24 protein-coding genes and 1 tRNA gene are annotated in these 24,607 nt (G+C 58.3%); 16 read left to right on the plus strand and 9 right to left on the minus strand.

Features of this window, described 5'->3' with window-relative positions; translation table 11 throughout:
* The first annotated feature begins 6 nt into the window (after nucleotides 1-6).
* Together QP941_RS03110 and QP941_RS03115 are read left to right on the plus strand one after the other, a co-directional pair.
* Nucleotides 7-171 carry a hypothetical protein gene (locus tag QP941_RS03110; RefSeq protein ID WP_284766470.1) on the plus strand — a complete coding sequence of 55 codons (165 nt, stop codon included), beginning with the start codon at nucleotides 7-9 and terminating at the stop codon, nucleotides 169-171.
* A gap of 582 nt (nucleotides 172-753) precedes the next feature.
* Nucleotides 754-1,662, plus strand: a complete 909-nt coding sequence (locus QP941_RS03115; RefSeq protein ID WP_284867969.1) for a Dyp-type peroxidase — start codon at nucleotides 754-756, stop codon at nucleotides 1,660-1,662.
* 26 nt (nucleotides 1,663-1,688) lie between these two features.
* On the opposite strand, the gene QP941_RS03120 is transcribed toward QP941_RS03115, so the two are convergent.
* Complete coding sequence (locus QP941_RS03120; protein WP_284815929.1) at nucleotides 1,689-3,002, minus strand: class I SAM-dependent methyltransferase; 1,314 nt, start codon at nucleotides 3,000-3,002, stop codon at nucleotides 1,689-1,691.
* A 233-nt stretch (nucleotides 3,003-3,235) separates the two neighbouring features.
* Between QP941_RS03120 and QP941_RS03125 the strand changes: the two genes are divergently transcribed.
* The 4 genes from QP941_RS03125 (at nucleotide 3,236) to QP941_RS03140 (ending at nucleotide 7,794) form a co-directional block, all read left to right on the plus strand.
* Entirely contained in the window at nucleotides 3,236-4,579 is a 1,344-nt protein-coding gene (locus QP941_RS03125; RefSeq protein WP_284867970.1) for an NAD(P)/FAD-dependent oxidoreductase, read from the plus strand.
* A gap of 244 nt (nucleotides 4,580-4,823) precedes the next feature.
* Nucleotides 4,824-5,636 carry a hydroxyethylthiazole kinase gene (gene thiM, locus QP941_RS03130; protein WP_284867972.1) on the plus strand — a complete coding sequence of 271 codons (813 nt, stop codon included), beginning with the start codon at nucleotides 4,824-4,826 and terminating at the stop codon, nucleotides 5,634-5,636.
* The gene (thiE, locus tag QP941_RS03135; RefSeq protein WP_284867973.1) at nucleotides 5,637-6,266 is read left to right on the plus strand and encodes a thiamine phosphate synthase; all 630 of its coding nucleotides are present in this window, start codon (nucleotides 5,637-5,639) and stop codon (nucleotides 6,264-6,266) included. It abuts the gene before it with no gap.
* On the plus strand, nucleotides 6,259-7,794 hold the full coding sequence (locus tag QP941_RS03140) for a bifunctional hydroxymethylpyrimidine kinase/phosphomethylpyrimidine kinase (protein WP_284867974.1): 1,536 nt from the start codon (nucleotides 6,259-6,261) through the stop codon (nucleotides 7,792-7,794). The genes thiE and QP941_RS03140 overlap by 8 nt, the downstream gene beginning before the upstream one ends.
* Here the strand turns inward: QP941_RS03140 and QP941_RS03145 are convergent.
* Nucleotides 7,791-8,393, minus strand: coding sequence for a class I SAM-dependent methyltransferase (locus tag QP941_RS03145; RefSeq protein ID WP_284867975.1), 603 nt, complete (start codon nucleotides 8,391-8,393; stop codon nucleotides 7,791-7,793). The two genes, QP941_RS03140 and QP941_RS03145, sit on opposite strands and share 4 nt — an antisense overlap.
* Before the next feature lie 108 nt (nucleotides 8,394-8,501).
* On the opposite strand from QP941_RS03145, the gene QP941_RS03150 reads away from it, so the two are divergent.
* Both QP941_RS03150 and QP941_RS03155 read left to right on the plus strand, forming a co-directional pair.
* Nucleotides 8,502-9,575 (plus strand): magnesium and cobalt transport protein CorA, encoded by a 1,074-nt coding sequence (locus QP941_RS03150; RefSeq protein WP_239278831.1) that lies wholly within the window; start codon nucleotides 8,502-8,504, stop codon nucleotides 9,573-9,575.
* A 23-nt stretch (nucleotides 9,576-9,598) separates the two neighbouring features.
* The gene (locus tag QP941_RS03155; RefSeq protein ID WP_239278833.1) at nucleotides 9,599-10,765 is read left to right on the plus strand and encodes a saccharopine dehydrogenase family protein; all 1,167 of its coding nucleotides are present in this window, start codon (nucleotides 9,599-9,601) and stop codon (nucleotides 10,763-10,765) included.
* Here the strand turns inward: QP941_RS03155 and QP941_RS03160 are convergent.
* Complete coding sequence (locus QP941_RS03160) at nucleotides 10,762-11,208, minus strand: PaaI family thioesterase (protein WP_239278834.1); 447 nt, start codon at nucleotides 11,206-11,208, stop codon at nucleotides 10,762-10,764. The two genes, QP941_RS03155 and QP941_RS03160, sit on opposite strands and share 4 nt — an antisense overlap.
* 59 nt (nucleotides 11,209-11,267) lie before the next feature.
* Between QP941_RS03160 and gnd the strand changes: the two genes are divergently transcribed.
* The 4 genes from gnd (at nucleotide 11,268) to QP941_RS03180 (ending at nucleotide 15,878) form a co-directional block, all read left to right on the plus strand.
* Complete coding sequence (gene gnd / locus QP941_RS03165; protein WP_284815933.1) at nucleotides 11,268-12,719, plus strand: NADP-dependent phosphogluconate dehydrogenase; 1,452 nt, start codon at nucleotides 11,268-11,270, stop codon at nucleotides 12,717-12,719.
* A 109-nt stretch (nucleotides 12,720-12,828) separates the two neighbouring features.
* Complete coding sequence (locus tag QP941_RS03170; protein WP_284867976.1) at nucleotides 12,829-14,127, plus strand: DEAD/DEAH box helicase; 1,299 nt, start codon at nucleotides 12,829-12,831, stop codon at nucleotides 14,125-14,127.
* Between the two features lie 19 nt (nucleotides 14,128-14,146).
* Nucleotides 14,147-14,995, plus strand: a complete 849-nt coding sequence (locus tag QP941_RS03175) for a 3-methyladenine DNA glycosylase (protein WP_284867978.1) — start codon at nucleotides 14,147-14,149, stop codon at nucleotides 14,993-14,995.
* 40 nt (nucleotides 14,996-15,035) lie between these two features.
* Complete coding sequence (locus tag QP941_RS03180) at nucleotides 15,036-15,878, plus strand: hypothetical protein (RefSeq protein ID WP_239278838.1); 843 nt, start codon at nucleotides 15,036-15,038, stop codon at nucleotides 15,876-15,878.
* 283 nt (nucleotides 15,879-16,161) lie between these two features.
* On the opposite strand, the gene QP941_RS03185 is transcribed toward QP941_RS03180, so the two are convergent.
* From QP941_RS03185 to secA2, 5 genes are all read right to left on the minus strand, one after another.
* Nucleotides 16,162-16,725, minus strand: a complete 564-nt coding sequence (locus tag QP941_RS03185) for a MerR family transcriptional regulator (protein ID WP_204609122.1) — start codon at nucleotides 16,723-16,725, stop codon at nucleotides 16,162-16,164.
* 146 nt (nucleotides 16,726-16,871) lie between these two features.
* A complete protein-coding gene (locus QP941_RS03190; RefSeq protein ID WP_225746973.1) occupies nucleotides 16,872-17,465 on the minus strand; it encodes a bifunctional nuclease family protein in 594 nt (197 codons plus the stop codon).
* A gap of 38 nt (nucleotides 17,466-17,503) precedes the next feature.
* Nucleotides 17,504-18,250, minus strand: a complete 747-nt coding sequence (gene ftsR, locus QP941_RS03195; protein ID WP_049378120.1) for a transcriptional regulator FtsR — start codon at nucleotides 18,248-18,250, stop codon at nucleotides 17,504-17,506.
* A gap of 98 nt (nucleotides 18,251-18,348) precedes the next feature.
* A complete protein-coding gene (odhI, locus tag QP941_RS03200; RefSeq protein WP_049378119.1) occupies nucleotides 18,349-18,783 on the minus strand; it encodes an oxoglutarate dehydrogenase inhibitor Odhl in 435 nt (144 codons plus the stop codon).
* 85 nt (nucleotides 18,784-18,868) lie between these two features.
* On the minus strand, nucleotides 18,869-21,160 hold the full coding sequence (gene secA2, locus QP941_RS03205; protein ID WP_284766455.1) for an accessory Sec system translocase SecA2: 2,292 nt from the start codon (nucleotides 21,158-21,160) through the stop codon (nucleotides 18,869-18,871).
* Between the two features lie 87 nt (nucleotides 21,161-21,247).
* Here secA2 and QP941_RS03210 point away from each other — a divergent pair, with 87 nt between their 5' ends.
* From QP941_RS03210 to QP941_RS03220, 3 genes are all read left to right on the plus strand, one after another.
* On the plus strand, nucleotides 21,248-22,405 hold the full coding sequence (locus tag QP941_RS03210) for an alpha/beta hydrolase family protein (RefSeq protein ID WP_284768984.1): 1,158 nt from the start codon (nucleotides 21,248-21,250) through the stop codon (nucleotides 22,403-22,405).
* Nucleotides 22,405-22,794 (plus strand): YchJ family protein, encoded by a 390-nt coding sequence (locus QP941_RS03215; RefSeq protein ID WP_284766453.1) that lies wholly within the window; start codon nucleotides 22,405-22,407, stop codon nucleotides 22,792-22,794. Before QP941_RS03210 ends, QP941_RS03215 begins: the two co-directional genes overlap by 1 nt.
* Nucleotides 22,795-22,865: 71 nt before the next feature.
* Nucleotides 22,866-22,939: transfer RNA gene (locus QP941_RS03220), tRNA-Pro, on the plus strand.
* Nucleotides 22,940-22,989: 50 nt separating this feature from the next.
* Here the strand turns inward: QP941_RS03220 and QP941_RS03225 are convergent.
* Complete coding sequence (locus QP941_RS03225) at nucleotides 22,990-23,562, minus strand: cadmium resistance transporter (protein ID WP_284867979.1); 573 nt, start codon at nucleotides 23,560-23,562, stop codon at nucleotides 22,990-22,992.
* A 91-nt stretch (nucleotides 23,563-23,653) separates the two neighbouring features.
* Between QP941_RS03225 and QP941_RS03230 the strand changes: the two genes are divergently transcribed.
* The gene (locus QP941_RS03230; protein ID WP_284867981.1) at nucleotides 23,654-24,577 is read left to right on the plus strand and encodes an ABC transporter ATP-binding protein; all 924 of its coding nucleotides are present in this window, start codon (nucleotides 23,654-23,656) and stop codon (nucleotides 24,575-24,577) included.
* Nucleotides 24,578-24,607 lie beyond the last annotated feature (30 nt).

Here is a 24,607-nt window from a genome sequence, read left to right on the forward strand (position 1 = left end):
TAGCCTGTGAATTCCCGTCAGATTATCCCGTTTATGTGGCTGCGCCTCGTCGTCGTCATCGGGTTTACCATTTTCGTAGCCGTTCAACAGATGTGGGTCATTGTGGCCATCTCGATTCTTTTGGCGCTGTTGACTATCTGGCAGCTGTGGAGCGCTTACCGGAATCGCTAATGAGACCTTCACGGCGTTGAGGGAACTTCCCCGAATAACGTCAATGTGACGTTATATAGTGGTGTAGTTGACCCCACTAGAAGAGCATATTTTTGCCCGATATCAGCTTTTCGGTCGCCGAGCGATACGCCGCCAATAACGGTTGGCCGCTGAATGAAGAAGTCCCGAAAGACTGATGGGGCCCGCTGTCGTAAACCCGAGCCCTAATGAGCTACAGCCGGAATCCATACCTGGGCCTGAGTCTGGCGGCCGGTGCATGGCGCGGCGGAGACCGCGGGGCGTCGCCAAGCAAAGCGCCGTAACATCGCGCGGAAATTGAAGGAAGCTGAACCGGGGCCCAATAGATGGGCTGGAAAGATGAGTTAGCACTCGGGCGCATATGGGAGCGACACACGGTGGCCTTCGGATATCTGTAATTGTCCGATAATGTACATTATGTCAATTTAAAGATGGGTGCGGTTCCCTCTCGTTGCTCTATCGTCGTACATGGCTTGCTGTCGCGGTCCTGAGATGGCCTCCACCAAGCGGCAATCCCACCCCGCTGGCGTCCTGAAAGGCAGACGAGTGCGTAAAATTGGCACCATGACAATTCAGCACGTAGTAGATAAGCCTTCCCGCGCAGCTCTCTTTCTTGTCCTTGAGATCAAGGACGGCGGTGAGCAAGCCACCCGCGATATGCTCACGGGGTTTGCCGGACTGTTTAAGTCCGTCAATTTCCGCTATACCGAAGGCGAACTTTATACCGTAGTTGGCATTGGTGCCTCCATGTGGCCACGTTTGACCAGTGCACCTATGCCCGAACGCCTGAAGGAATTTGAGGCAATTGACGCCGCGCATAAGGCCCCGGCCACGCCAGGCGATATTCTTCTGCACTTCCGTGCAAATAACTATGACCTGTGCCATGAGATGGCCCGCCAGGTATTGGATCGGCTGGGCGATGCCGCCAGGGTTATCGATGAGACCCAAGGTTTCAAGTACCTAGACCAACGCGACTTGCTGGGCTTTGTGGATGGCACCGCCAATCCCCTCGCCGAAGAGGCACTAGATACCGTGCTGCTTGGCGACGACGCCGACTACCCCCGTGGCTCCTATGTCACCGTCCAAAAATATATCCACGACCTAGCCAAGTGGAACGAGCTGAGCACCGAGGAGCAAGAAAAGGTCATCGGCCGCACCAAGGCCGACGATATCGAGTTGGATGACGATACCAAGCCCACTAATTCTCACGTAGCCCTCAATGACCTAGAGGAAGATATTTACCGCGAGAACATGGTCTTTGGCTCTTTCGCCGCGGGTGAGATGGGCACTTACTTCATCGGCTATGCCAAGGACCCAGAAAACGTCATGGAGCGCCTGCGCAATATGTTCATTGGCAAGCCGGAGGGAAACTACGACCGCATCTTGGACTTTTCCACCGCGCTTACAGGCACCAATTTCTTTGTGCCCAGCGCGGATCTGATGAAGAACTTCGACGAGCTGCCGCCGGCCTAAGGGCTACCTGCCTAACGGCCGCCCGCCTAACGCCGGCCCCCGCGGTTGCGGTGGGCCAACCCAAATTGCACCGAGTCAATCATCCCGAGCGTCATAAGGGCCTCGCGGAGGGCAAATTGGAAGGTCCACAAGCGGCGGAAGACTGGGTCGAATCCAGCGGCCGCTGCCTCCCGTAGGTGCCCATCAAAAAAGGATCGCTGCTGACGCAGGGACTCCAGGTAATGGGTGCCCACGTGCGTTTCGGACACGATGCGCAGGTTGGAGTTCTTATCTACTAGCTGGTGCATCTCGGTGGTGAGCGGATAGTCCAACCCCGGCCACACATAGGCTCGCAAAGCCTGAAGCGAGGCCCTACCGGCCTCAGTCATCGACTCGGTCGCCACGATGGACTGGATTCCTGCCCGGCCATCAGGCGTCAAGAAGCGGTCGACTGCGCGGATGTACTCCTTGCGCTCACTAGCGCTGAGTTGTTCTACCTTTTCTACGGTGACGATGGCGTCATAGTGCCCGTGCCACTGCTTGGGGTTCGGGACGACACCGGGAATGCGCTCGACATGGATGGAATCGTCTGCTCCCTCGAATACGAGGGCCTCGCGCATGTGGCTCATTTGGTCCACATCACTTGTCAAAACGTCCACTGTAGCGCGCCGCTTAGTCGCCCGCATCGCGGGCTGCATTCCGGCAGCCGGGTACACCAACAGGTGGGTTCCGGCGCCGGTACGGGTAGCGTCTAGCAGCCAATCCGCTGCGCGGCGCTGTGCATCTCCCAGATCATCCCTGTCCACACTTGTGGGCTCACTCAGCGTCGTGACATCGACGAAGTGGCTCTTCGGTTCCTTGCGGCCGGCCTTGGGGCTATAGCTTTCCACCGTTTCCCTAATGGTGGTCGGTACACCACTGGAAAATATCCCACCTACATGGCTTAATCCATCGCCGGCATAAAGCCGAACCAATTCCAGCGGCAGCTCCCCTGGCTCCGACTTACCAGCACCTAGCATCTTGGCTTTGGGAAGGTAACCCACTCCCAATAGGCGGCCGAGCACCTTTACTAGCTGCGAGGAAGAGGTAACGGTCCACTCTCCTGCCATATAACTTTCCGCAAATCCCAGCCAACCGCTAGCGGCAATGCGCTCAAACAAGGCATCATGCCCCACCTTGAGATCTGGTCCGCCTTCGGCTTCGAGGTCTAGTTCTAGTCCGGCATCATCGCAGGCCTTGGCAAATTCAGCCTCTGCCCGGCGGGCTTTCATTCCAGGCCAACGAGGTGCGGGCACCGTAGCCACATTGGGCCAGGATTCTGCATCGATAGAGCTCAAATGCTCAGGGCGGGTAAAAGTCATAATGCCAGGTGCGCTCCTTGGTGGGCGGAGGAAGTCACTATCCGGAACAACCTTAGTCAGCTTTGTGCGCACCCCGGTTTAGGCGCTCCGCATAGCCGCGCCGGTTCTTCCCACGGAAACCGCAACGGAGCGGCGGAAGTTTATCAGTCATTAAGTATGCGCGTTCTGTTTGAAGTGTTTAGACTGTATGGGTACTAAACATTAGCTTTCTTAAGGAAGGTCGCATTAAATCCATGAATGATACCCCTTATCGTCCTAACGGCGGCCGTCACCACGTCGTCGTGGTTGGCGCCGGCTTCGGTGGTCTCAACACCGTTCAGAAGCTGAAGAACGCCGATGTGGAAATCACCCTCATCGATAAGAAGAACCACCACCTGTTCCAGCCGATGCTGTACCAGGTAGCAACCGGCATGATTTCTGCCGGTGAGGTTGCCCCTTCCACCCGCCAGCTGCTGCGCGATCAGGACAACGTCCACTTCGTCAACGCTGAGGTAACTGATATCAACCTGGCGGATCAGACGGTGACCGCCGAGCAGGACGAGTTCTCCCGCACCTATGCTTATGACTCCCTGGTTGTCGCCGCAGGTTCCGGTCAGTCCTACTTTGGCAACGACCACTTCGCTGAATTCGCCCCAGGCATGAAGACCTTGGACGATGCTTTGGAGCTGCGCTCTCGCATCATCTCGGCGTTTGAAAAGGCTGAGCTTACCGACGACCCCGCAGAGCGCGAGCGCCTGCTCACCTTCATCATCGTTGGTGCTGGCCCAACCGGCGTTGAGCTCACCGGCCAGATTGCCGAATTGGCAAACCGTACCCTCAACGATGTCTACTCCAACTACGGCACCACCTCTGCCAAGATTTACCTGCTCGATGGCGCCCCACAGGTACTGCCGCCATTTGGTAAGCGCCTAGGCCGCAAGGCTCAGCGCACCTTGGAGAAGGAAGGCGTACAGGTGCACCTGAACGCTATGGTGACCGATGTAACCGCGGACACCGTCACCTACAAGGACATGAAGACCGAGGAGGAGACCACCCTGACGGGTGCTACCAAGATCTGGTCTGCTGGTGTGGCCGCTTCCCCACTGGGCAATATGGTTGCAGAGCAGGCTGGCGTCGAGGCAGACCGCGCAGGTCGCGTCTCCGTGAACGAGGACCTGACCGTGGGCGAGCACAATAACGTCTACATGGTCGGTGACATGATCTCCCTCAACCGCCTGCCGGGTCTGGCACAGGTTGCAATCCAGGGTGGCGCGCACGTCGCTAAGCTCATTCAGGCCAAGGTGGACGAGGAATCTACCGCTAATGAGAAGGAAGCCTTCGACTACTTTGACAAGGGCTCCATGGCCATCGTCAAGCGCTTCAACGCCGTCGTTAAGCTGGGCAAGACCGAGTTCGGTGGCTTTGCCGGTTGGGTAGCATGGCTTGGCCTGCACCTGACCTACGTTATTGGTCTGCGCAGCCGCTTAGCCGTGCTGGTTAACTGGGCAACCAATATCCTCTCCCGCGACCGCGGCAATCTGGAAATCACCACCCAGCAGCGCATCGCACGCAATATCATTAACAAGAACGAGAAGTAATATCTCATCGCTCGCATCGCCGCCCCACCTGCTGCACGCAGGCTGCGGGCGGCGATTTTTATTTTCCCGGACTACCCGTTATTAGCGCCGGCGATTCCACAACTGGATACCCGGACGCTGGTTTTCGCACATAGTTTCCGTGACCTTTGTTAGGCTGAGACACGCAACATGGGGTGCCACACACGGTGCGGCTGAGAAATACCCATCGAACCTGCACTCAGTTAGAACTAGCGAAGGGATAGTTGTGGATTATGCTTTTCTGCGCGCACACGACGCTGTGCGCGAGTCCACGCCGCTTATTCAATGTTTGACCAATAAGGTCGTCAGCAACGTCACCGCCAACGCCCTGCTGGCCATCGGGGCTAGCCCGGCAATGGTCGATACGCCAGAGGAATCGCGCGAATTTGCGCAGGTAGCCAGCGGCGTACTCATCAATTGCGGTACGCCCAGCTCAGAGCAATACGGCGGCATGCGCGAGGCCATCGCTGGGGCGAACTCCGCCCACACCCCCTGGGTACTCGATCCGGTAGGCGCCGGCGGCCTGAGCCACCGCACCGACTTCATGCGCGAGGTGCTGCCACTTGGCCCGGGCGCAATCCGTGGCAATGCCTCAGAAATCATTGCCCTCGCAGGAACCGGACGGGGCGGCCGAGGCGTCGAATCTACCGATGGCGTGGAAGCCGCCCTGGATTCGGCAGTAGCACTTTCCAGGGATACCGGCGCCGTCGTGGCCATTTCCGGCCCACGAGACGTTATCGTCCACGTCGGCGCTACAACGCGTGCCGTCTACCTCGAATCAGGGCACCCGATGCTCCAAAACGTCATCGGTACTGGCTGTTCCCTCGGTGCTATCTGCGCCGCATATCTGGCCGCGTGGGAGGATCCTTTCGAAGCGATCATCGCCGCCCACGCGCACGTTAGTGCGGCGGGAAGCGTGGCCGCCGAGAAGCACCACGCCCCCGGCTCCTTTGCCGTTGCTTGGCTGGATGCGCTCTATGGTGTTCCGACCGCGGATATCGAGGGCCTAGTCAGGCTCACTGATGTGGAGGAGGTTTAAGTGGCTATTGACTGGACGCTCTACCTGGTCACCGATCCAGATCTGGCTGGCGGGCGAGACAACGTGGTCCCCATCGTGCAGGAGGCTGTACGCGGCGGTGTTACCGTTGTCCAGCTCCGGGACAAGGAAGCTAGCGATGAACAGATCGAGCGCACCGCACGCGAATTGCTTGACGTACTGGGCGATGTCCCGCTATTCATCAATGACCGCGTAGAGGTGGCAGCAAAGCTCGGCTGCCACCTGCACATTGGGCAGGATGATATGGCTTTTCGCGAGGCCCGAGAGAAGCTGGGTGAGGGACAGCTTATTGGCTTATCCATCGGCAGTAACGAGGAGCTTGCTGCTATTGCGGACGATGCGCGCCCAGACGTCATCGGCATCGGGCCCGTGCATTCGACTGCAACGAAGAAAAACGCCCCAGCCGGCATGGGTACGGCTGCGGCCGCAGCACTCGCTCACGCCGCACATGAGCGTGGCATCGAGTCCGTCGCCATCGGCGGAATCAAGACCCATAATGCGCACGAGCTGGCGGGCAGCGAGTTTGCCGGAATTTGCGTAGTCAGCGACATCATGGCGGCCGAGGACCCCGCAGCAGCCGCCGCCCACCTTAAGGAGGCTTTCCATGGCTAAAGGGATCTATCCCCGAGTACTGTCCATTGCCGGTACTGATCCCACCGGCGGAGCCGGCATTCAAGCCGATTTGAAATCCATCTCTGCCGCAGGCGGCTACGGTATGAGCGTCGTGACGGCGTTGGTGGCTCAAAACACTCAGAGTGTTCGCAGCGTCCACATACCACCGGTGGACTTTCTGCAGGAGCAGCTAGACTCCGTCATCGACGATGTGGAGATTGATGCGGTAAAGATTGGCATGCTTGCCGACGCCGCCATTACCGCCAAGGTCGCAGACTTCCTGCGGCGCCTGCCGGACGATGTCCCCGTGGTACTTGATCCGGTAATGGTGGCTACCAGCGGAGATCGCCTGCTGGAGAAGGAAGCAGAACAGGCCGTGCGCGATCTCTGCTCCCAGGTGGATCTCATCACCCCGAACTTGAAGGAATTGGCAGTCCTTACCCAGACGGACGAGGCGAGCGACCTAGAAGAGGCGATTGCCACGGCAAAGGAGTGGGCAAAGGCTGCTAATACCGCGGTCGTCGTCAAGGGCGGGCACCTTCATGCCGACATCGCCGACAATGCGGTGGTCAATGCGGATGGGTTGGTACACCGCGTTGCCGCAAGCCGAGTGGACACGAAGAATACGCACGGAACTGGCTGTTCCCTTTCTTCTGCCCTAGCCACCCGCCTGGGAGCCGGCGATAGCCCCGCGGCAGCTCTGGCGTGGTCCACCCAATGGCTGCACGAGGCGATTGCTAATGCGGATGCGCTTCACGTGGGCAAGGGACACGGACCCGTGGACCATCTGCACCGCTCGCAGCGTCTCATGCAGGCGGCCTCTACCCTGCCCCAGCCGTACTTATCCGGCAAGCTGGTAGAACCGGAAAGCGTCGACCAGCCCCGCGTTCCCGCAGCCGGCCCACACACGCAACGCCTGTGGAACCTAGCCGGGGATCACTGGGAGGCTATCAAGGCACTGCCCTTTATTCGGGCCTTGGGCACGGGAGCGTTGGAAAAGGATGCCTTTGGCTTCTACCTCGACCAAGATGCCCAGTATCTGAATGCTTATTCCAAGGCATTGGCTCGCCTCGCCAGCCAAGCCCCGGAAGCGGCACAGCAACTGCACTGGGCTGAGGGAGCGCATGATTGCTTGGCGGTGGAGGCCGAGCTGCACCGGGGCTGGCTCGAGAGCGATATCACGACCGCAGCCTCCCGGGTTACTAGCGCCTATACGGATTTCCTCATCCGCTCGACGCATACGGATGACTACGTGGTGGGCGCTGCGGCGGTACTGCCCTGCTATTGGCTGTATGCAGAGGTAGGCCTCCACCTTGCTGAATTTGATTCCCCTGAGCACCCCTATCACTCGTGGCTTTCCATGTACGGCGGCGAGGACTTCCTTAACGGGGTTCGCGCGAGCCTCGACATCGTTGAACAAGCCCTCGCCGGGGCGGATGAGTGCACCCGCCTCCGGGCCGAGCGCGCCTATATCACCGCCAGCCACCATGAGGTCGACTTCTTCGACCAAGCCGATAGGCGCTTTTAGGCCAGCAAGTCCGACCCAGGGCGCGAAAGAACGGCGACTAAGAAGGTGGAATGCTCCGAGAAGAGCTTCATGTCCCACGAGGAGAAAGTGAAGTCGACTCGGTAGCCCACCTTCTGCGCCATGTCGAGGAAATCAGAAAATTCCCACCCACGGCCCTCGCCGAAGCCGGTGACGAGGCGACCACCGGGCTTGAGAGAATTATAGATATTGCGCAGAGCGGGCTCGCGGCCTTCCTTTGCTAGAAAGCCCATGACATTGCCGGCAGACACGGCGATATCAAAGGGACCTTCTGGCACCTCTTCCTCGCACAGGTCTCCCACGAACCATTGCCCCTCTGGGAAATCGTGCTCAGCGTGCTCGATGAGAATGGGGTCTACGTCGACGCCTACAACGCTATGGCCACGGTGAAGCAGCTCGCCGCCGACGCGGCCGGTGCCACAGCCGGCATCGAGGATGGTGGAGTTGCGCTCCACCATGGCGTCGATAAGCCGGGCCTCGCCATTGATGTCTTTACCCTGTGCAGCCAGCACCTTCCATTTGCGAGCAAAGTTATGGGAGTGCTCGGGATTAGCTTCGGTTACTTCTTTCCACGTAGGCATAGATTCGATTATATTACCCGGCTTCGGTGTAAGATTTACCCGCTGCGTAAAATCGCCGCCTGCCCATTGGGAAAATATCCGCACTACCGCGCAAAGGAGGCTGAAAAGATGCCATCCGTACCTTCACCCTTTAGGGGCCGCAAGAAACCCGAGCCTCCTAGTAAGCCCACTTCCCTGCTGGTACCACCGGAGCGCGCCATCGAACATTGCCGCGTCTTTGTGGATGGCGAGGCGCTTCCCGGGGAATATTCCACCAGCTCCGCTCTGGAAGCCATTGAGGAATACGGCCGCGGATTTATTTGGGTGGGCCTGCATGAGCCCTACGAGTCCCAGATGACCAAAGTGGCCTCCCAGTTTGGCATCCACGAACTCATCGTAGAAGACGCCGTTATGGCCCATCAACGCCCTAAGCTCGAACGCTACGATGATCAGCTCTTCGTGGTCGCGCGTTCGGTGAACTACCGCGATCATGACGAGGTCACGGATAAGCGCCAGATCATTTCTACCGGCGAGATCCAGATGATTATGGGCTCCAACTTCATCATCACCGTCCGCCACGGGGCAAAGCTACCCAACCTGGCATATACGGTGGAAGATGAGCAGGACTTGGTGGAGCTCGGCCCAGTGGCCATGGCTTGGAAGATCCTGGACATGATGGTGGACCGCTACTCGGAGATTTCCCGCCTTATCAGTATCGAGGTCGATGAGCTGGAAGAAGAAATCTTTACCCCGAACCTCAAGTTTGATGTAGACCGCATCTACATGTTCAAGCGTGAGGTGCTGGAGATGAAGCATGCCATTGACCCACTTTCGGTGGCACTGAAATCCATGGTCTCTGACCACAAGGATCTAATTTCAAAGCAACTGCGCTCCTACCTGCGCGATGTCAACGACCATGAGCTCGTGGTCAAGGACCAAGTATCCAGCTTCGATGAGCGCCTTACCTCGCTTATCGACGCCTCGGTAGCCAAGGTAACGATGCAACAGAACTCGGATATGCGCACCATTTCCGCGGTCGTAGGCATGTGGGCCGCGCCTACCCTGGTGGCGGGTATCTACGGCATGAACTTCGACATTATGCCGGAGCTACACTGGGCGCTGGGATACCCCATGGCGATTATCATCATGATCTTGGTCGTTGTGGGCCTGTGGGCTTGGTTCCGAAAGAACCACTGGCTCTAATCCCTCCGGTACGCTGGTGCGCTATGAGCGATATCACTGTTTATGGCGCTACCGGGCTGGTCGGCCAATTGGTGGCGCGCTACCTTGCCTCGATTAACGCGCCCTCTGTGACTCTGGCCGGCCGGAACCGACCGGTGCTAGCCGCGCTGCGCGATGAACTCAATCCGCACTGGGACATCGCCATCGCCGCCGCCGATGATGCCGCCGCTGTGGAGCGCATGGTGGAAGGTACCAAGGTGCTTATCACCGTGGTCGGCCCCTACAGCCTGTATGGCGGCCACGTCGTTGCCGCCTGCGCGCGCCATGGCGTGGACTATGTTGACCTCTGCGGTGAGGTTCCCTTTATTCGCCGCAGCATCGATTCCCACCACGCCACCGCCCAATCCACGGGTGCGCGCATCGTTCACTCCTGCGGCTTTGATTCCGTGCCCTCAGATATTGGCATGCTCAATCTCTACCAGGCGGCAGGAAAGCCGTTTGCACGAGTACAGATGGTCGTCGACAAGCTCAAAGGCGGAATCTCTCCGGGCACAATCGAGTCTTCCCTGCAGGTCTCGCATGCCGCGCACGCGGATAAAGAGGTAGCCCGCAACCTGCACAATCCTTACTCCCTGGACCCGGATCCCAAGGCCGGGCCACGCTTAGACGGCCTCCAGAAGGACTTCGAAATTAAAGAAGTCGACGGTGTGGGCTGGGTAGGCCCCTTTTTCATGTCCATGTTCAATACCCGCGTGGTGCGCCGCTCTAACGCTCTGCTGGGGCGCGCGTGGGGCACACGCCTGTTTTACAAGGAAGCATGGTGGGCTGGCACCGGTCTTCTCGGTCGCGCACGCGCCTATGGGCTGGCGCTCGCCACCAAGCTACTTTTTGATGGCACTCAGTCGCGCCTGCGCCCACTGGTGGAAAAGGTTCTGCCCACACCCGGACCTAGCGGTGCGCATTTCCAAGTCAGCCACCACGGCATTACCGAAGATGGCGAACGCTGGCGAGCAACTGTGTCAGCACAAGGCGACCCAGGCTATGAAGTCACCGCCATGATGCTGAGCCAGGCTGCGCTCTGCTTGCTCGATTCGCGCTCCGGTACTAACCGCGCAGGCGGCGTACTCACCCCGGCCACCGGACTTGGAAAGCCTTATCTGCAGCGGCTTTCCGCCCACGGCATGTCTTTTACCGCCGCTCGGGTAAACTAGCGCAGAATCATTGTGCGCAAGGTGGTGCGGGCGATAAGCTCGCGGCCTTGCCGCATCTCGACGCTCCACACATGGGTGCGGCCGCCTAGCTGCACTGGCGTAGCCACGGCTTCTAACTCGCCCTCACCTGTGGATCGAATAAAGTCGCTGGAGTTATTGACGCCGACCGCGGGAGCGTCGGCAGCCGCCACGCTGGCAATGGAGGCCACGGTTTCTGCGATAGAGCAATACAACCCGCCGTTGGCTACTCCCCAGGGCTGGTGATGCTCCGGCAGCACCTGCAGTGTCGCCCGGGCCTCGCGCGGGCCCACGTAGGTGAACTGCAGTCCTAGCAATGCCGCAAGGCCGCCGTTTAAGGCATTGAGAGACTCCAGTTCTTCTGCATTGAGCACTCGCGTGTGCGCGAGGTGGAGCAAGTCATTGAGTTTCTGCGTATCCGACATAGTCCACCAGCCTAGCCATTGATGCCAGCCTCGCATCCTAGTGACGTAGGATAGGCAGCATGACTGATAAGAATGAACTTGCTCAGATTGGCGTCGTGGGATTGGCGGTCATGGGTTCTAATTTGGCCCGTAACTTTGCCCGCAACGGCAATACCGTAGCGGTGTATAACCGCAGCCCTGAAAAGACCCATGCGCTCATTGAGACCCACGGTGAAGAAGGCAACTTCGTGCCTTCGGAATCCATCGAGGACTTTGTGGCTTCTTTGGAGCGCCCACGCAAGGCAATCATCATGGTCAAGGCTGGCAAGGCCACCGATGCGGTCATCGATCAGCTGGCCGAGGCCATGGATGATGGCGATATCATCATCGACGGCGGAAATGCCTTGTTCACTGACACCATTCGCCGCGAGAAGGACGTAGCCGCCCGCGGCAAGCATTTCGTCGGCGCAGGAATCTCCGGCGGCGAGGAGGGCGCGCTCAATGGCCCCTCCATCATGCCCGGCGGCCCCAAGGAGTCGTGGGAGACCCTCGGCCCGATTCTTGAGTCCATCGCTGCGAATGTGGATGGCACCCCGTGTGTAACCCACATTGGTCCGGACGGCGCCGGCCACTTTGTCAAGATGGTCCACAATGGCATCGAGTACGCCGATATGCAGGTCATCGGCGAGGCTTATCAGCTGCTGCGCTATGGCGCAGGCATGGAGCCGGCCGAAATCGCAGAGGTATTCCGCGAATGGAACTCCGGCGACCTTGATTCCTACCTCATTGAAATCACCGCCGAGGTTCTGGCCCAAAAGGATCCGGAGACTGGCGCCCCGCTTGTAGACGTCATCGTGGACGCCGCCGGCCAGAAGGGCACCGGCCGGTGGACTGCCATCAATGGATTGGAGCTCGGCGTTCCGATTACCGGTATTGCCGAATCCGTCTTCGCCCGCGCGCTGTCCTCCTCCACCGCGCAGCGCAGCGCCGCCCAAGAAGGCCAGCTTCCCGCCGGCACCATCAAGGCCCTGGACGTGGACAAGGCCGAGTTCATCGAGGATGTGCGCCGCGCGCTCTATGCCGCCAAGCTCATTGCTTACTCCCAGGGCTTTGACGAGATTAAGGCAGGATCCGAAGAATTTGGTTGGGACGTTGACCCGCGCGATCTAGCAACCATCTGGCGCGGCGGCTGCATCATCCGCGCCAAGTTCTTGGATCGCATCCGGGCAGCCTATGACAATAACGCGGACTTGCCCGCCCTCATCCTCGATCCCTACTTCAAGGGCGAGCTGGAAGACCTCATCGACCCTTGGCGCCGCGTGGTCGTCGCCGCTACCCAGCTGGGACTTCCGGCACCGGTCTTTGCGTCGTCCCTCTCCTACTACGACAGCCTGCGTGCCGAGCGCCTGCCGGCCGCTCTCATTCAGGGCCAGCGCGATTTCTTCGGCGCCCATACCTTCAAGCGCACCGACAAGCCGGGCACCTTCCACATTGAGTGGTCCGGTGACCGCAGCCTGACCCAGACCGACTAGATTCGCAGTGACGTGTTCAGGGGCCCTTCGGGGCCCCAATCACGTTTCCGAGCAGGTCTTTCCCGTTGAATGCGGCGATCCGACACGCTGCCGATAGGATGGGAAAGCGATGACTACTTTTGCCGATCTCGGCCTTCCCCAGCGCCTGGTGCACGTTCTGCACAACCAAGGCATTACCGAACCGTTTCCTATTCAAAAAGCCGCGATTCCCGACGCCCTCGCAGGCAAAGACGTACTCGGCCGCGGCCCAACCGGGTCGGGCAAAACCTATACCTTTGGCCTGCCTATGCTCGCCCGCCTTGCCGGAACAGGCGCGTCCAAGCCTGCTCATCCCCGTGCGCTCATCCTCGCCCCCACCCGCGAGTTGGCTACTCAAATTCACCAGCGCCTTGATGAACCTGCGGCAACGCTGGGCTTAAGAGTGCTCGCTGTCGTGGGCGGGGTAAACATTAATCACCATATCCGCTCCCTCGCCCGCCCCGTTGATGTTCTTGTTGCTACCCCTGGCCGTGCCCAGGATCTCATTGACCAGGGCAAGCTGCAGTTGGATGCGGTCCAGATTACTGCACTGGATGAAGCCGACCAGATGGCCGATATGGGCTTTTTGCCCCAGGTACGCAGGCTTCTGCGCCTAACTCCGGTGCAAGGCCAGCGCTTGCTGTTTTCGGCGACGCTTGACGGCGAAGTCAATAAGCTGGTGGAGCAATTCCTCCATGACCCGGTGGTCCACTCCACAGCCCCGGTGCAAGCTGCAGTGGATTCCATGTCCCATCACCTCTTTTTCGTCGGCGAGCGTCCCGCCCGCAACGAGGTGGTGCTGCGCATCGCTGCCCGCCAAGGCAAAACCATCATGTTTATGCGCACCAAGCACGGCGTGGACAGGCAGGTCAAGAAATTGCGTCGCTCTGGCATCAACGCTTATCCATTGCATGGCGATAAAGGCCAAGGCGCGCGTACCCGCGCAATCGAAGGCTTCGCCGATGGCAGCATTCCGGTCTTGGTCGCCACCGATATTGCCGCCCGCGGTATCGATATTGCGGACGTTTCACTCGTCGTTCACGTCGATCCGCCCGCAGAGCACAAAGCCTATCTCCATCGCGCCGGCCGCACGGCACGCGGCGGTGCTGCGGGTACCGTGATCACTTTGGTCATGGATGAACAACGCAAAGAAGTAGCCGCTCTCATTAAGAAAGCCGGGGTCACAGCTACGGAGCACGATATTTCTCACCGTGACAATCCTGCTGGCGCACCGATCCTTAAGGAGATTACGGGCGCTCGCAAGCCCAATGGCCCTGCCCTTCCCCCACCCGGGCAGAGCGCGCCCCAGAAACCGGCGAAATCTGTCAAGAAGTCCAACTCTCAACGCCGCCGCTCGGGCGGCAAAGTCGCCCGCCGCCGACGCCGTTAAGTCAAGGAGGTGAACGCTCATGCGCATCTTGAGCCCTGAGGACTGGAGTGCTCAACAGCATGAACACGAAAAGCAAGCCACAGACCGCTTGGAGCGCTTCCGGCATCCTGGCAGCTACCACCCTGTTTTCGATTTTCTCTTTGAGTACTACCCCGTACGTCCCTCTCACCTAAAGCGCTGGCACCCGGGTGTAGGAACTGCGCTAGCAGGCACTCCTCAGCACGCTGAATGGCGGGATTACCACGCCACCTCAGAAGGCATCACCGTCGACCTCGCCAGCTTTCTAGAGCGTCGTGGTGACTCGGTTCGCTATATCTCCAATCTGCTTCGGCGTTCCGCGACCAATCCGGTCCACTTTGACTGCTTCGGTCTGCATGAATGGGCAATGGTCTACCACACAGATTCCCCGCGTCATTCGCTGCCCTTGCGGCTCGGTGCGGACGGCACCAACCGGGTTGTCGATGAGCACTCAATTAAGTGTTCTCACTATGATGCCTTCCGGTTCTTTACCCCTCCTGCTCGCCCTCTTAACCTCACTGTCCTGCATCGTGAAAATCAGCCCGACAATGACCAGGCAGGCTGCGTACACGTCACGATGGATCTATATAAGTGGGCCTGGAAGCTGGGACCTCTCGTACCAGGCGAACTTTTCCTTGAATGTCTGGATTTGGCGATTGAAGCGCGCATCCTTGACATGGAGGCATCTCCTTATGACTGCCGTGATTGGGGACTTGGCGTGGTACCCATCGAGACCCCTGAGGGCAAGGCCGAGTACGTCTCGAGGCAACGAACGCTGGCGCTCACAGCTAAACCACTGCGAGACCGGCTTGTCGCTGTGATAGATCAAGCACTTGCCCCGCTAGAATGAGCCACTAACAACGGCAGTTTGTTTGGGAGGAAGACACCACATGGCACGGCATTCAAACGGGAAAAATAGCTTCGCAGTAGCGGGATGGGTTATTGCGGTGGCTATTATCGCGCTGCTGGCCATAATTGCCTTGGTGGTCTTCCTTTTGCGCGGCGCAGGCAACGACGACGGCGAAGACTCCGCCGCACCCGCCGCAGTGGAAAGCAGCACCGAGGACGCACCGGAGACCAGTACGACAGCTGCTTCCAGTGCTTCCACCTCCGCTGCCCCCAAGAGTTCTTCCCCGAAGAGCTCCGCTCCAGCGACGAGTTCCGCAGCAGCTCCCAAGCCCGATGTGACGATGGCGGCAAATACGCTCCTGCTCTTGGATACCTCTACGGCCATGGCGCCGATGTACGGCCCTGTATCCGAAGCCTTGGGCACCACTGCTTCTGACCTAGCCGCTGACGGCGGAGCAGTTTCTTTGTGGAACTACTCCTCTCCTATCTCCGAGACCGCCACGGTTGGCTTCCGACAAAACCTAGGCTTTGGTGATGGCAACGCTGTATCCGGAACGCTCGGTGGCTTTGGAACTGGCGGTGTTCCACAAACACGCAGCGCCGTTGTAGCAGCTATCGCCAATGCCGCCGATCAAGCCGCAGGAACTGGCGACAAGGCACGCGTGGTCGTGGTAACTACTGGTACCGAGCAGGACATGGGTGACGCGCAATTCACGTCCGCTCTTGAAGACGCCGCCTCCAAGGACGTTTCCCTCAGCGTCGTCCATGTCGGTGAAGGCAATGTCGATGCCGCACTGAAGTCCGCGGCTGATAGCTTCACCTCTGTTGACTCAGCCGATGAAGCGACGGTCTCTGGAGCAATTAATAAGGCCGCAGGAGTCTAATACGCAACTCTTCCTTGCCTACGGCACCGAACGACGCCTCGTTCGGTGCCTTTCTTGTCGGCTTATTGTGACTAGTGCTCTCCTACACCGCGGAACTACGGGCACTGCACCAGATCTAAACACAGAGTCGGCTCGGGTACTAAGCCTGGGCTCGACTTCGATCCCGCGAGGCCACACAGCGCGGAATAGACTGTCTTGGATGGTGCACTCATTGCGATAGAGATCAAAAATCCACCCTGCTTCCCCGTGAGCTGGGAGGAGGGTGGATTCTGTGTGGACGAGCCTAGGAGCTCTTGCGCTTGCGACGAGCGGCCAACTCGTCGAGGCCGACTACATTGTCTTCGGCGAAGTCTTCGATGCGTTCCGAAGGGAAAGAAGAAATGGTGCCGGACAGCTCCTTCAAGATGCCCGGAACTGCAATGCCGAAGACGCCTTGGCCGCCGGCGAGCAAGTCAATGACCTCATCGTTGGAACGGCACTCATAAACGGTAGTGCCGTCGGATACGAGGGTGAGCTCTGCTAGGTCATTCACACCACGATCCCGCAGGGACTCAACTGCCAATCGGATATTTTGCAGAGAGATGCCGGTATCCAGGAGGCGCTTCACAATCTTGAGCACCAGTACATCCTTGAAGGAGTACAGGCGCTGGGAGCCGGAGCCGCGCGCCGTGCGGATGGAAGGGTTGACCAGGTTGGTGCGTGCCCAATAGTCCAGCTGGCGGTAGGTGATGCCGGCAACTTGGCAAGCGATGGGAACGCGGTAGCCCACCTCTTCGTCGGGTCCGACGTCAAAAAGCGATTCCTGTACGTAGGTGGATTCGGACTGGGAGTCCTCGTTAATGCTCACGTAATTACTCCAATGGGGTTTGTTGGAATTTCTAAAGATCAATTAAAAGCCAAGCGCATACGCCCGTCAAGCGCTGCTTGCTCAACTGTCAAGTACAACTTTAGACTTCTCAAACCCCATTGTCACCATTAGTCACACGCGTGTCATTAACTTTTTTCGTCGTCATCCCCCGATAGGAAATCCTTTTCCTCCATACCCAAAGACCTCATCATGGCTTCAAAATCCGCATCTGCCTGGGCATTTCCCGACGCCGAGGTCGAGGAATCATTGTTTTCGCTGGCTGGTAGATTATCGCCTGCGGCGTGGGTGGAAATTTCCAGGTCGAAGTACTCTTTCACGTCTGCATCACTGGCATATACGGAAACCTGGGCAAGGAGATCCGCCTCGGCTGAAATGGGGACGTGGAAATATTCGGATACGGCAAGTGCGTCGCTCAACCGAGAGTCATAAACCTCTCCGTTCGGAGCCTTAATATCTACCATGAACGTTCCCTGGTGGTAGTTGGCAATTTCAATGGCCTCTACCCCGCCAGTGCCCTCTAGTACCTCGCAGATAAGATCGTGCGAGGTGGGACGATTAGGCTGGTGGCCGTCTAAAGCGGCAGCTAGTTGCATGCCTTCAATCGGGGAGATCCACACGGGGATCAACCGGTTCTCTTCCGGCCAGCGCAGCACAGCGCACACATCGTCTTCGGGGCCTACCTGGTGGATACCGTGAAACTCTAGGGATACATCACTCATAAATACCACTCTCCCACAAACGCGGGATTACGTGTGTATTAGGAGTGGTATTCGTCGCGCAGATCCGACTTCACCAGAGTTGCGTGCAAGGAGACCACTAGAGCGGTCATTTGCTGGGAGATTTCCTCTGCCTTCTGATGCGCGGTATCAGAGTTTGAGTGTGCCACGGGAGCTGCCGCCTGGGAAATCAAATCAGCCTGCCGGCGGGCGTTATTACGCAGGGACTTGAGTTCACGGGCGCCAAAACCAAAAGCTTTGAGGGCCACCGCTGCAGAGACAATGGCTACGTCGTCGGTATTGAAAAAGCCTGCGGCATCCGGGCGGATGAGGCCATATTTAACCAAGGAAGCTACATCATCTTCGCTGGCACTAGCTTGGGTAGCTACCTCTACGTCGGTCAGGCGCGTGACCACAGGGGCCCTAAACTGCTGCGGCGAGAGTAGGGTTTCTGCATTTCCCGCAGAAACAATGGCGGTCACCTGGCCGGAATCCATGGCTTCTAGCTGCTCGCGGATAACCTTCAGCGGCGTATAGTTATCGCGCTGAGTGGTGAGAATATACCGCAGTCTGTCCACGTCTTCTTGGGTGAAGCGGCGATAGCCAGAGGCCGTGCGCTGTGGACTGATGAGCCCCTCAGATTCGAGGAAGCGAATCTTAGACACCGTGACGTCTGGGAATTGCTGATTCAGCGTTTCCAAAACCACGCCAATGGACATGGTCTTTGGCTTCTTAGCTTTAGGGCTGGTGCGGCGTACTGCTGCTGCCGAAGAATCTGCTGCGCTCACTGTGTCTATCTCTTAGGGGTACTGAAAGTTCTTATCGTGCCATAAGTAGACTACACCGCCCCTCCTAGTAAGGAAGCGCGGCTAGTCTACGTAAAAAATTAGCTCTGGTTAGCGATGAAAACCAAGCGGAACTTGCCAATCTGGATTTCGTCTCCTACCTCGAGCACCTGGGAGTTGCGGGGCTCGCGGTTAACGTAGGTTCCGTTCAGGGATCCCACATCAACTACCTCAAACTTGCCGTCATCATTCTTGCGAAACTCCGCGTGGCGGCGGGACACCGTAACGTCATCGAGGAAGATGTCTGCCTCAGGGTGGCGGCCGGCGGTAGTAGTCGCCTGATCCAACAAGAAGCGGGCACCTGCGTTCGGGCCACGCTTTACCACGAGGAGGGCTTGACCTTCCGCCAGATTGTCGGTGCCGGCAACGGTAGCATCATTGCCATTCGCGCCGTTTTCCATCTCCTTGAGCAGGTCTGCGCGGAATACAGATGTGGTCTCTACCTGTGGTTCCGGGGTTCCGGTGTTCTCGCTCATTGTTACCTCCGGGGATTAGTTACGAGTTACTTATAACAATACTAGCGACTCATTTGAATCCGTGACCCCTTCGCGGGGAATTATTTCACCGGAAAATGTTTCCGATGCCGCTCAGCACGGAATTTCCCTTGCCCGCAAGGGGGTTATCGGACACCATGTAGGTCCATGTAGCACTCGGACGAGCGAGGCCGGCGTCATCGAGGTGTGCCCCGGCGGCGTCGATAAGCACTGTATGGAAAGTCTCCACAGACTTGTCTACGGCCCTCTGAGCCAAGTCCTTAAACTCCCTCACCGCAATGCGGTGGTACTCGTCGATGGGAGTCTCTCGGGCGATGGCGCGCAGATGGATCGACTCGCGCACATCGTCCATGAGCTCTAGGTGGTCGGCCCAGGCCAAGTCCAAGTGATACAGCATGATTTCGCGCGCGGCCTTGATGCGGGCTTCCTCTGGAACCTCCGATAGCTCTGCTGCACGCTCCGGAGCACGTTGGGATAGTTCCTGCCACGCTTGATCAGTATCCAACAGCTTGGCTCGGCGCTCATCAATAATGATGCGCTGATCAGCTAGGAGCTGGTTATACTTCCAGGTCTGGGCATGAATTTCGAGTAGTTGGCCCTCGGTCACGCGCTGGCAGTGTGCCACGAAATCACTTACTCGCTTGGATTCAATGCGCCCATCTTCTGCCGGTTGAGCACGCACAGTCTCGCCGTCGCCGCCTTGCTGGACCACATCATCTTCGAGGGAGACGAAGAATAGGGATAGGCCCGGATCGCCTTGCCGACCCGCACGGCCGCGCAACTGGTTATCCAAGCGGGCGGTGCGGTGGCGGGAGGTACCGATAACCGCCAAGCCACCTAACTCCGCTACTGCATCATGGTCAGCTTCGTTAGCACCGCCCAGCTTAATATCGGTGCCGCGCCCGGCCATCTGAGTAGAGACGGTGACGCGTCCAATATCGCCGGCCTCGGCGACGATCTGTGCCTCCTGCTCATCATTTTTGGCGTTGAGTACATTGACTTCAATGCCCCGCTCGCGGAGAGCATCCGCCAGATCTTCCGACTCGGCTACATCCTGCGTGCCCACAAGGATGGGTTGCCCCGTGGCGTGAATGGTGGCTATTTCCTCCACGATGGCGGCAGATTTATCATCGACGGTCGCAAAAATGCGGTCTTGCTCATCAAAGCGCTGCAGCGGCTTATTGCGGTCAATCACGGATACATGAAGATCATAGAACTGCCGCAGCTGATCGGTCGCTTCCACCGCGGTACCCGTCATGCCGCACACAAGTGGGTAACGTCGCATAAGTTCTTGCAGCGTGATGGTGTCGAGGATGCGCCCACCTTCGGAAACCTCGAGGCCTTCTTTGGCTTCTACTGCCGCTTGGAGCCCGTCGGGCCAGCGTTGTAGGTCTGCGACGCGGCCCCGGGAGGCGTCGATAAGCTGCAGCTTGCCATCCACCACGATGTAGTGGATGTCCCGGATAAGCAGGGCCTTTGCATGCAGGGCGAGGTTAACCTTCACCAAGATGGTGCCGATGTTTTCCTCCGAATAGAGCGAATCAATGCCCAATTCCTGCTCCACGCGGCGGGCACCAGTCTCCGTCAGTTGAACGGTGCGGCCGTCCTCAGAGATGGAGTAATCCAGCTTCTCGCGCAAACGGGAAACCACATTGGTGATGTGCCCGGTGGGGGCCTCACCTGGCCGATTTCCGGCCAGCACCAGGGGCACAAGGGCCTCATCCACTAGGACAGAGTCGGCCTCGTCTACGAGGGCAACGTCGCCGGCGGCCTGCACCGTGTGGGAGCGATCAGTAATTTGGTTATCACGGAGCAGATCAAAGCCCAGTTCGTTGACCGGTGCGTAGATAATATCCTGCGCGTACGCAGCGCGTCGCTCATCCGGTGTCATGCCCTCCGTAACCGAGGCAACGCTCAATCCAAAGAACTCCACGACAGGACGCATCCATTCGGCGTCGCGGGCGGCAAGATAGTTATTGACGGTGACAACGTGGACGCGTTTGCCAGTCAACGCGAAACCCGTAGCCGCCATGGCACCCACCAAAGTTTTGCCTTCGCCGGTGGCCATTTGGATGACGTCTCCGGTAAGCAGGCGCAGTACGGCTTGGGACTGCACATTGAAGGGATGCATCCCTAGGGTGCGCTCGCACGCTACTGCTAGGGCCGCGAGGAACTGCGCCTTATCCGCAATCTCGCCGCCTGCAACGGCATCGCGTGCAGCTTGGGCTACAGCTGCGTCGTCCTGCTGGCCCAATGCCCGAGCCGCTTCATCGGCTGAACCCACGATGGCCTTGGATTTCTTATCGTTACGCTCGCTTTGCGAGCCCATTGCTTTCCAGAACCAATCGAACGCGCCCATACCTCATCCTCCTTATTTGGATTGCTCCTATCGACTGTAGTCAACCTGGTATGGCTTGCGGGTAAGAGGCCCGTTATTGTAGTTCTCATGCAATCCGTCAATGTTAAGCTGCCTTCGAGCCGGGGAACCGAGATGGCCGGAACCATCGACTTCCCGGATTCTCCCCCGATCGCCTATGCCATCTTTGCCCATTGCTTCGCCGGCTCGCGCCACACTCCCGGTGCTGCCCGCACCGCGAAGCAGCTCACCGAGTTCGGCATCGCCACTTTACGTTTCGATTTTCCCGGTCTTGGCCAGTCCGCCGGAGAATTTGGCGATACTACCTTTAGCCAAAATGTTGATGATATCCATGCCGCTGCCGCCTGGCTGACGGAGAACTACTCTGCTCCACAATTGCTCATGGGCCACTCGCTCGGTGGCGCCGCTGCATTGAAGGCGGCCACCACCATGAAATCACTTAAGGCGGTAGCCACCATTGGCGCGCCCTTTGATCCTGCCCACTCCGTGCTTCACTATGCGGACAAAATTGGCGAGGTCGACGCCAACGGAGAGGTGGAAGTAATCCTCGGTGGCCGCGGCCTTATCATTTCCCGCAAGTTCCTCGAGGACTTGGCCGATACCAACCCTGAGGAGTACCTGCCCAAGCTCCGCAAGCCGTTGATGGTGTTGCACTCACCCATTGACCAGACGGTGGGCATAGACAATGCGCAAAATATCTTCCTGCTCACGCGCTACCCCAAATCCTTGGTTTCCCTGGACAAGACCGATCATCTGCTCACCAAGCAGGGCACGGCAGCCCGCGCTGCGGATCTCATCGGTGCGTGGGCCGAGCAGTTTATCGTTCCTGATTACCGCCCGGAGGAAGTAGGAACCGACGCCGCCGTTGCGCAGCCGGCCACCGGCACCAAATTCGGCGTGGTCGTCCGCCATAATGACCACAACCTCAGTGCCGACCGCACGAAGAAGAATGGCGGCAAGGGTAAGGGCTTTACCGCAGAGGGCCTTGTTATGTCCGCGCTGGCTACGGCCGCCACCCAAGCAATCAAGGATGCCGGCAAGAGGCTTGCGCTTGACGACGTCCACGTGAGCATCACCCAAACCGGCCCCGCTAGCTTCGAACGCCGCATCGAGCTTGCCGGAAAACTGTCAGCGGAAGAAAAGTCCGCCCTGCGCTCTGCCGCGAAGGACACCGATGTTGAGCGCATGCTCGGCAACGTCACCATCGTGGACGTGGACGCGCACTAATGGCAGCCTTTGATCCCTCGCGCCGCTGCCCGTGCGGCACCGGCCTGACCTACGGCGAGTGCTGTGGCAAGTACCATGCCGGCACCAACGCCCCCACTGCGGAGGCGCTCATGCGCTCGCGCTTTAGCGCCTTTGTTACTGGAGACGAAGCCTATCTCCTCCGTACGTGGGATCCCGATACTCGCCCTGCAACACTCGACTTGGCTGATTCTCCCGTCCGGTTTTATCGCCTCGATATTCTGGACACCCAAGCAGGCGGATTGCTCGATAATTCCGGCGTAGTGGAGTTTGAGGCCTTCTATAAAGGCGCGGCCGTTGGCTCACAACGCGAGCGTTCCTCGTTTCGCCGTGTCGGCGGCGCTTGGGTGTACTCCAGTGGCGAGTTTTAGCGCAGGTTACACCCCAAATTTCACAGTAGAATCCTACTGATGTAATCTAGACAAGTCGCACAGTTCGACGGCGGGCTATGGCGCAGTTTGGTAGCGCACTACACTGGGGGTGTAGGGGTCGCAGGTTCAAATCCTGTTAGCCCGACAAAAAGTTCAGCCGGCACCGTAAAGGTGCCGGCTTTTTCTATTCTGCGTTTACACCGCAAGCAAGATCGCAATTCCTAAAAGAATCAAGACCGCTGGAAACAGTACGCTTTCCCACTTTTCCAGTGCTTCTGCAATGCCCGGCCGCGTGGCCACAAACCGCGCTGCCCACACTAGGGGCGCCACCAGAATTAAGAAAGCCACGCAATAGATCGCTACCTCAGCCGGCGTAGAGGTGGTAAAAACTGGCACATAGACGCCGATATTGTCGCCACCGTTGGCGAAGGTCACCCCGGCTACCGCAAGTGCGCTAAGCCTTTTACCCGAAACGTCCTCATCGTCATCCTCACCCCGGAATGCTTGCCACGCTGCCCATAGGCCCAAAATCAATGGAATGAGACCAAAGTAGCGAATCAATTCCTCAGGCAAAACAGCATTAAAGCCCAGTCCGACAACGGCAGAGGCCGCGAGTATGCCAAGAAACCCCACATACTGACCTAGCAGAATCGCGGGCGTCGTGCCCTTGCGTCCAGCTCCACGGGCGAAGAAGAGGGACAACACCACAATGTCATCGATGTTGGTGGCCACGAATAGTCCAGTAGCCGCTGCGAGAGTAGTAAGCACTTTCCTACCTTATCGCGTCATGACACTTGTCATGAAAATGTGCTGACAGATTCTATTCATCATTTTTGCTGGCTATAGATACCTTCCAGGTATGAGAACTACAGATCCATCAACCGCACAACCGCTGGCTATAGACGTATCCGGAGTCAGTAAAACCTTCGCCACGAGATCCTCCCATCCCGTCCAGGCGCTCAGCGAAATTTCCTTCAGCATCGCCCAAGGCGAGATCGTAGGCCTATTAGGCACCAATGGAGCAGGCAAAACCACCCTTTTTGACCTCATCCTCGGGCTTACCACCCCCACCTCCGGCAGCGTTTCCGTGCTTGGACACACACCGCACACCGCGATCCGCGCGGCACAGATTGGCGCCGTGCTGCAAACCGGTGGCCTGCTACCCGAGCTCACAGTCTTGGACACACTAAAGATGATTTCCTCTACCTTTCCCCATCCCCTTCCCATCGGAGAAGTTGCCAAACAAGCAGACCTAGACCGGATCCTGCACCGCCCAGTAGGAAAGTGCTCTGGTGGCGAGCAACAACGCGTGCGATTCGCCCTCGCTCTTTTAGGCAATCCCCACATTTTATTGCTCGATGAGCCTACAGCTGGCATGGATGCTCAAGCGCGCTACGAGTTCTGGTCCACCATGCACAGACAAGCAGAACAGGGACGCACCATTGTCTTCGCTACGCACTACCTCGAAGAGGCAGACAATTTTGCAGCAAGGATAATCCTCCTGCATGAAGGAAAGCTGCGCGCAGATGCTCAGGCCACAGAACTACGCGAACAGTCAGGCAAGCGCATAGTCGAGGCAAAGTTCGACGGCACACCTTTAAATGCGAAAGAGCTACCCACCGTCGCCGAGATTTCCTTGTCTGGCACTCACGCCCGGATGACCACCCGTGACTCCGATGTACTTGCGAATTACCTTCTCAACCACACCTCGGCCCATGACCTGACTATTCGCAAACACTCCTTAGAGGACGCATTTCTTGCTTTGACAGCGTCCCAGTCCTAGCCCGTCGCTCCGTTAGCTACTTCGCGAAAG

The organism is Corynebacterium sp. MSK150, from assembly GCF_030229215.1.
Classification (GTDB): Bacteria; Actinomycetota; Actinomycetes; order Mycobacteriales; family Mycobacteriaceae; genus Corynebacterium.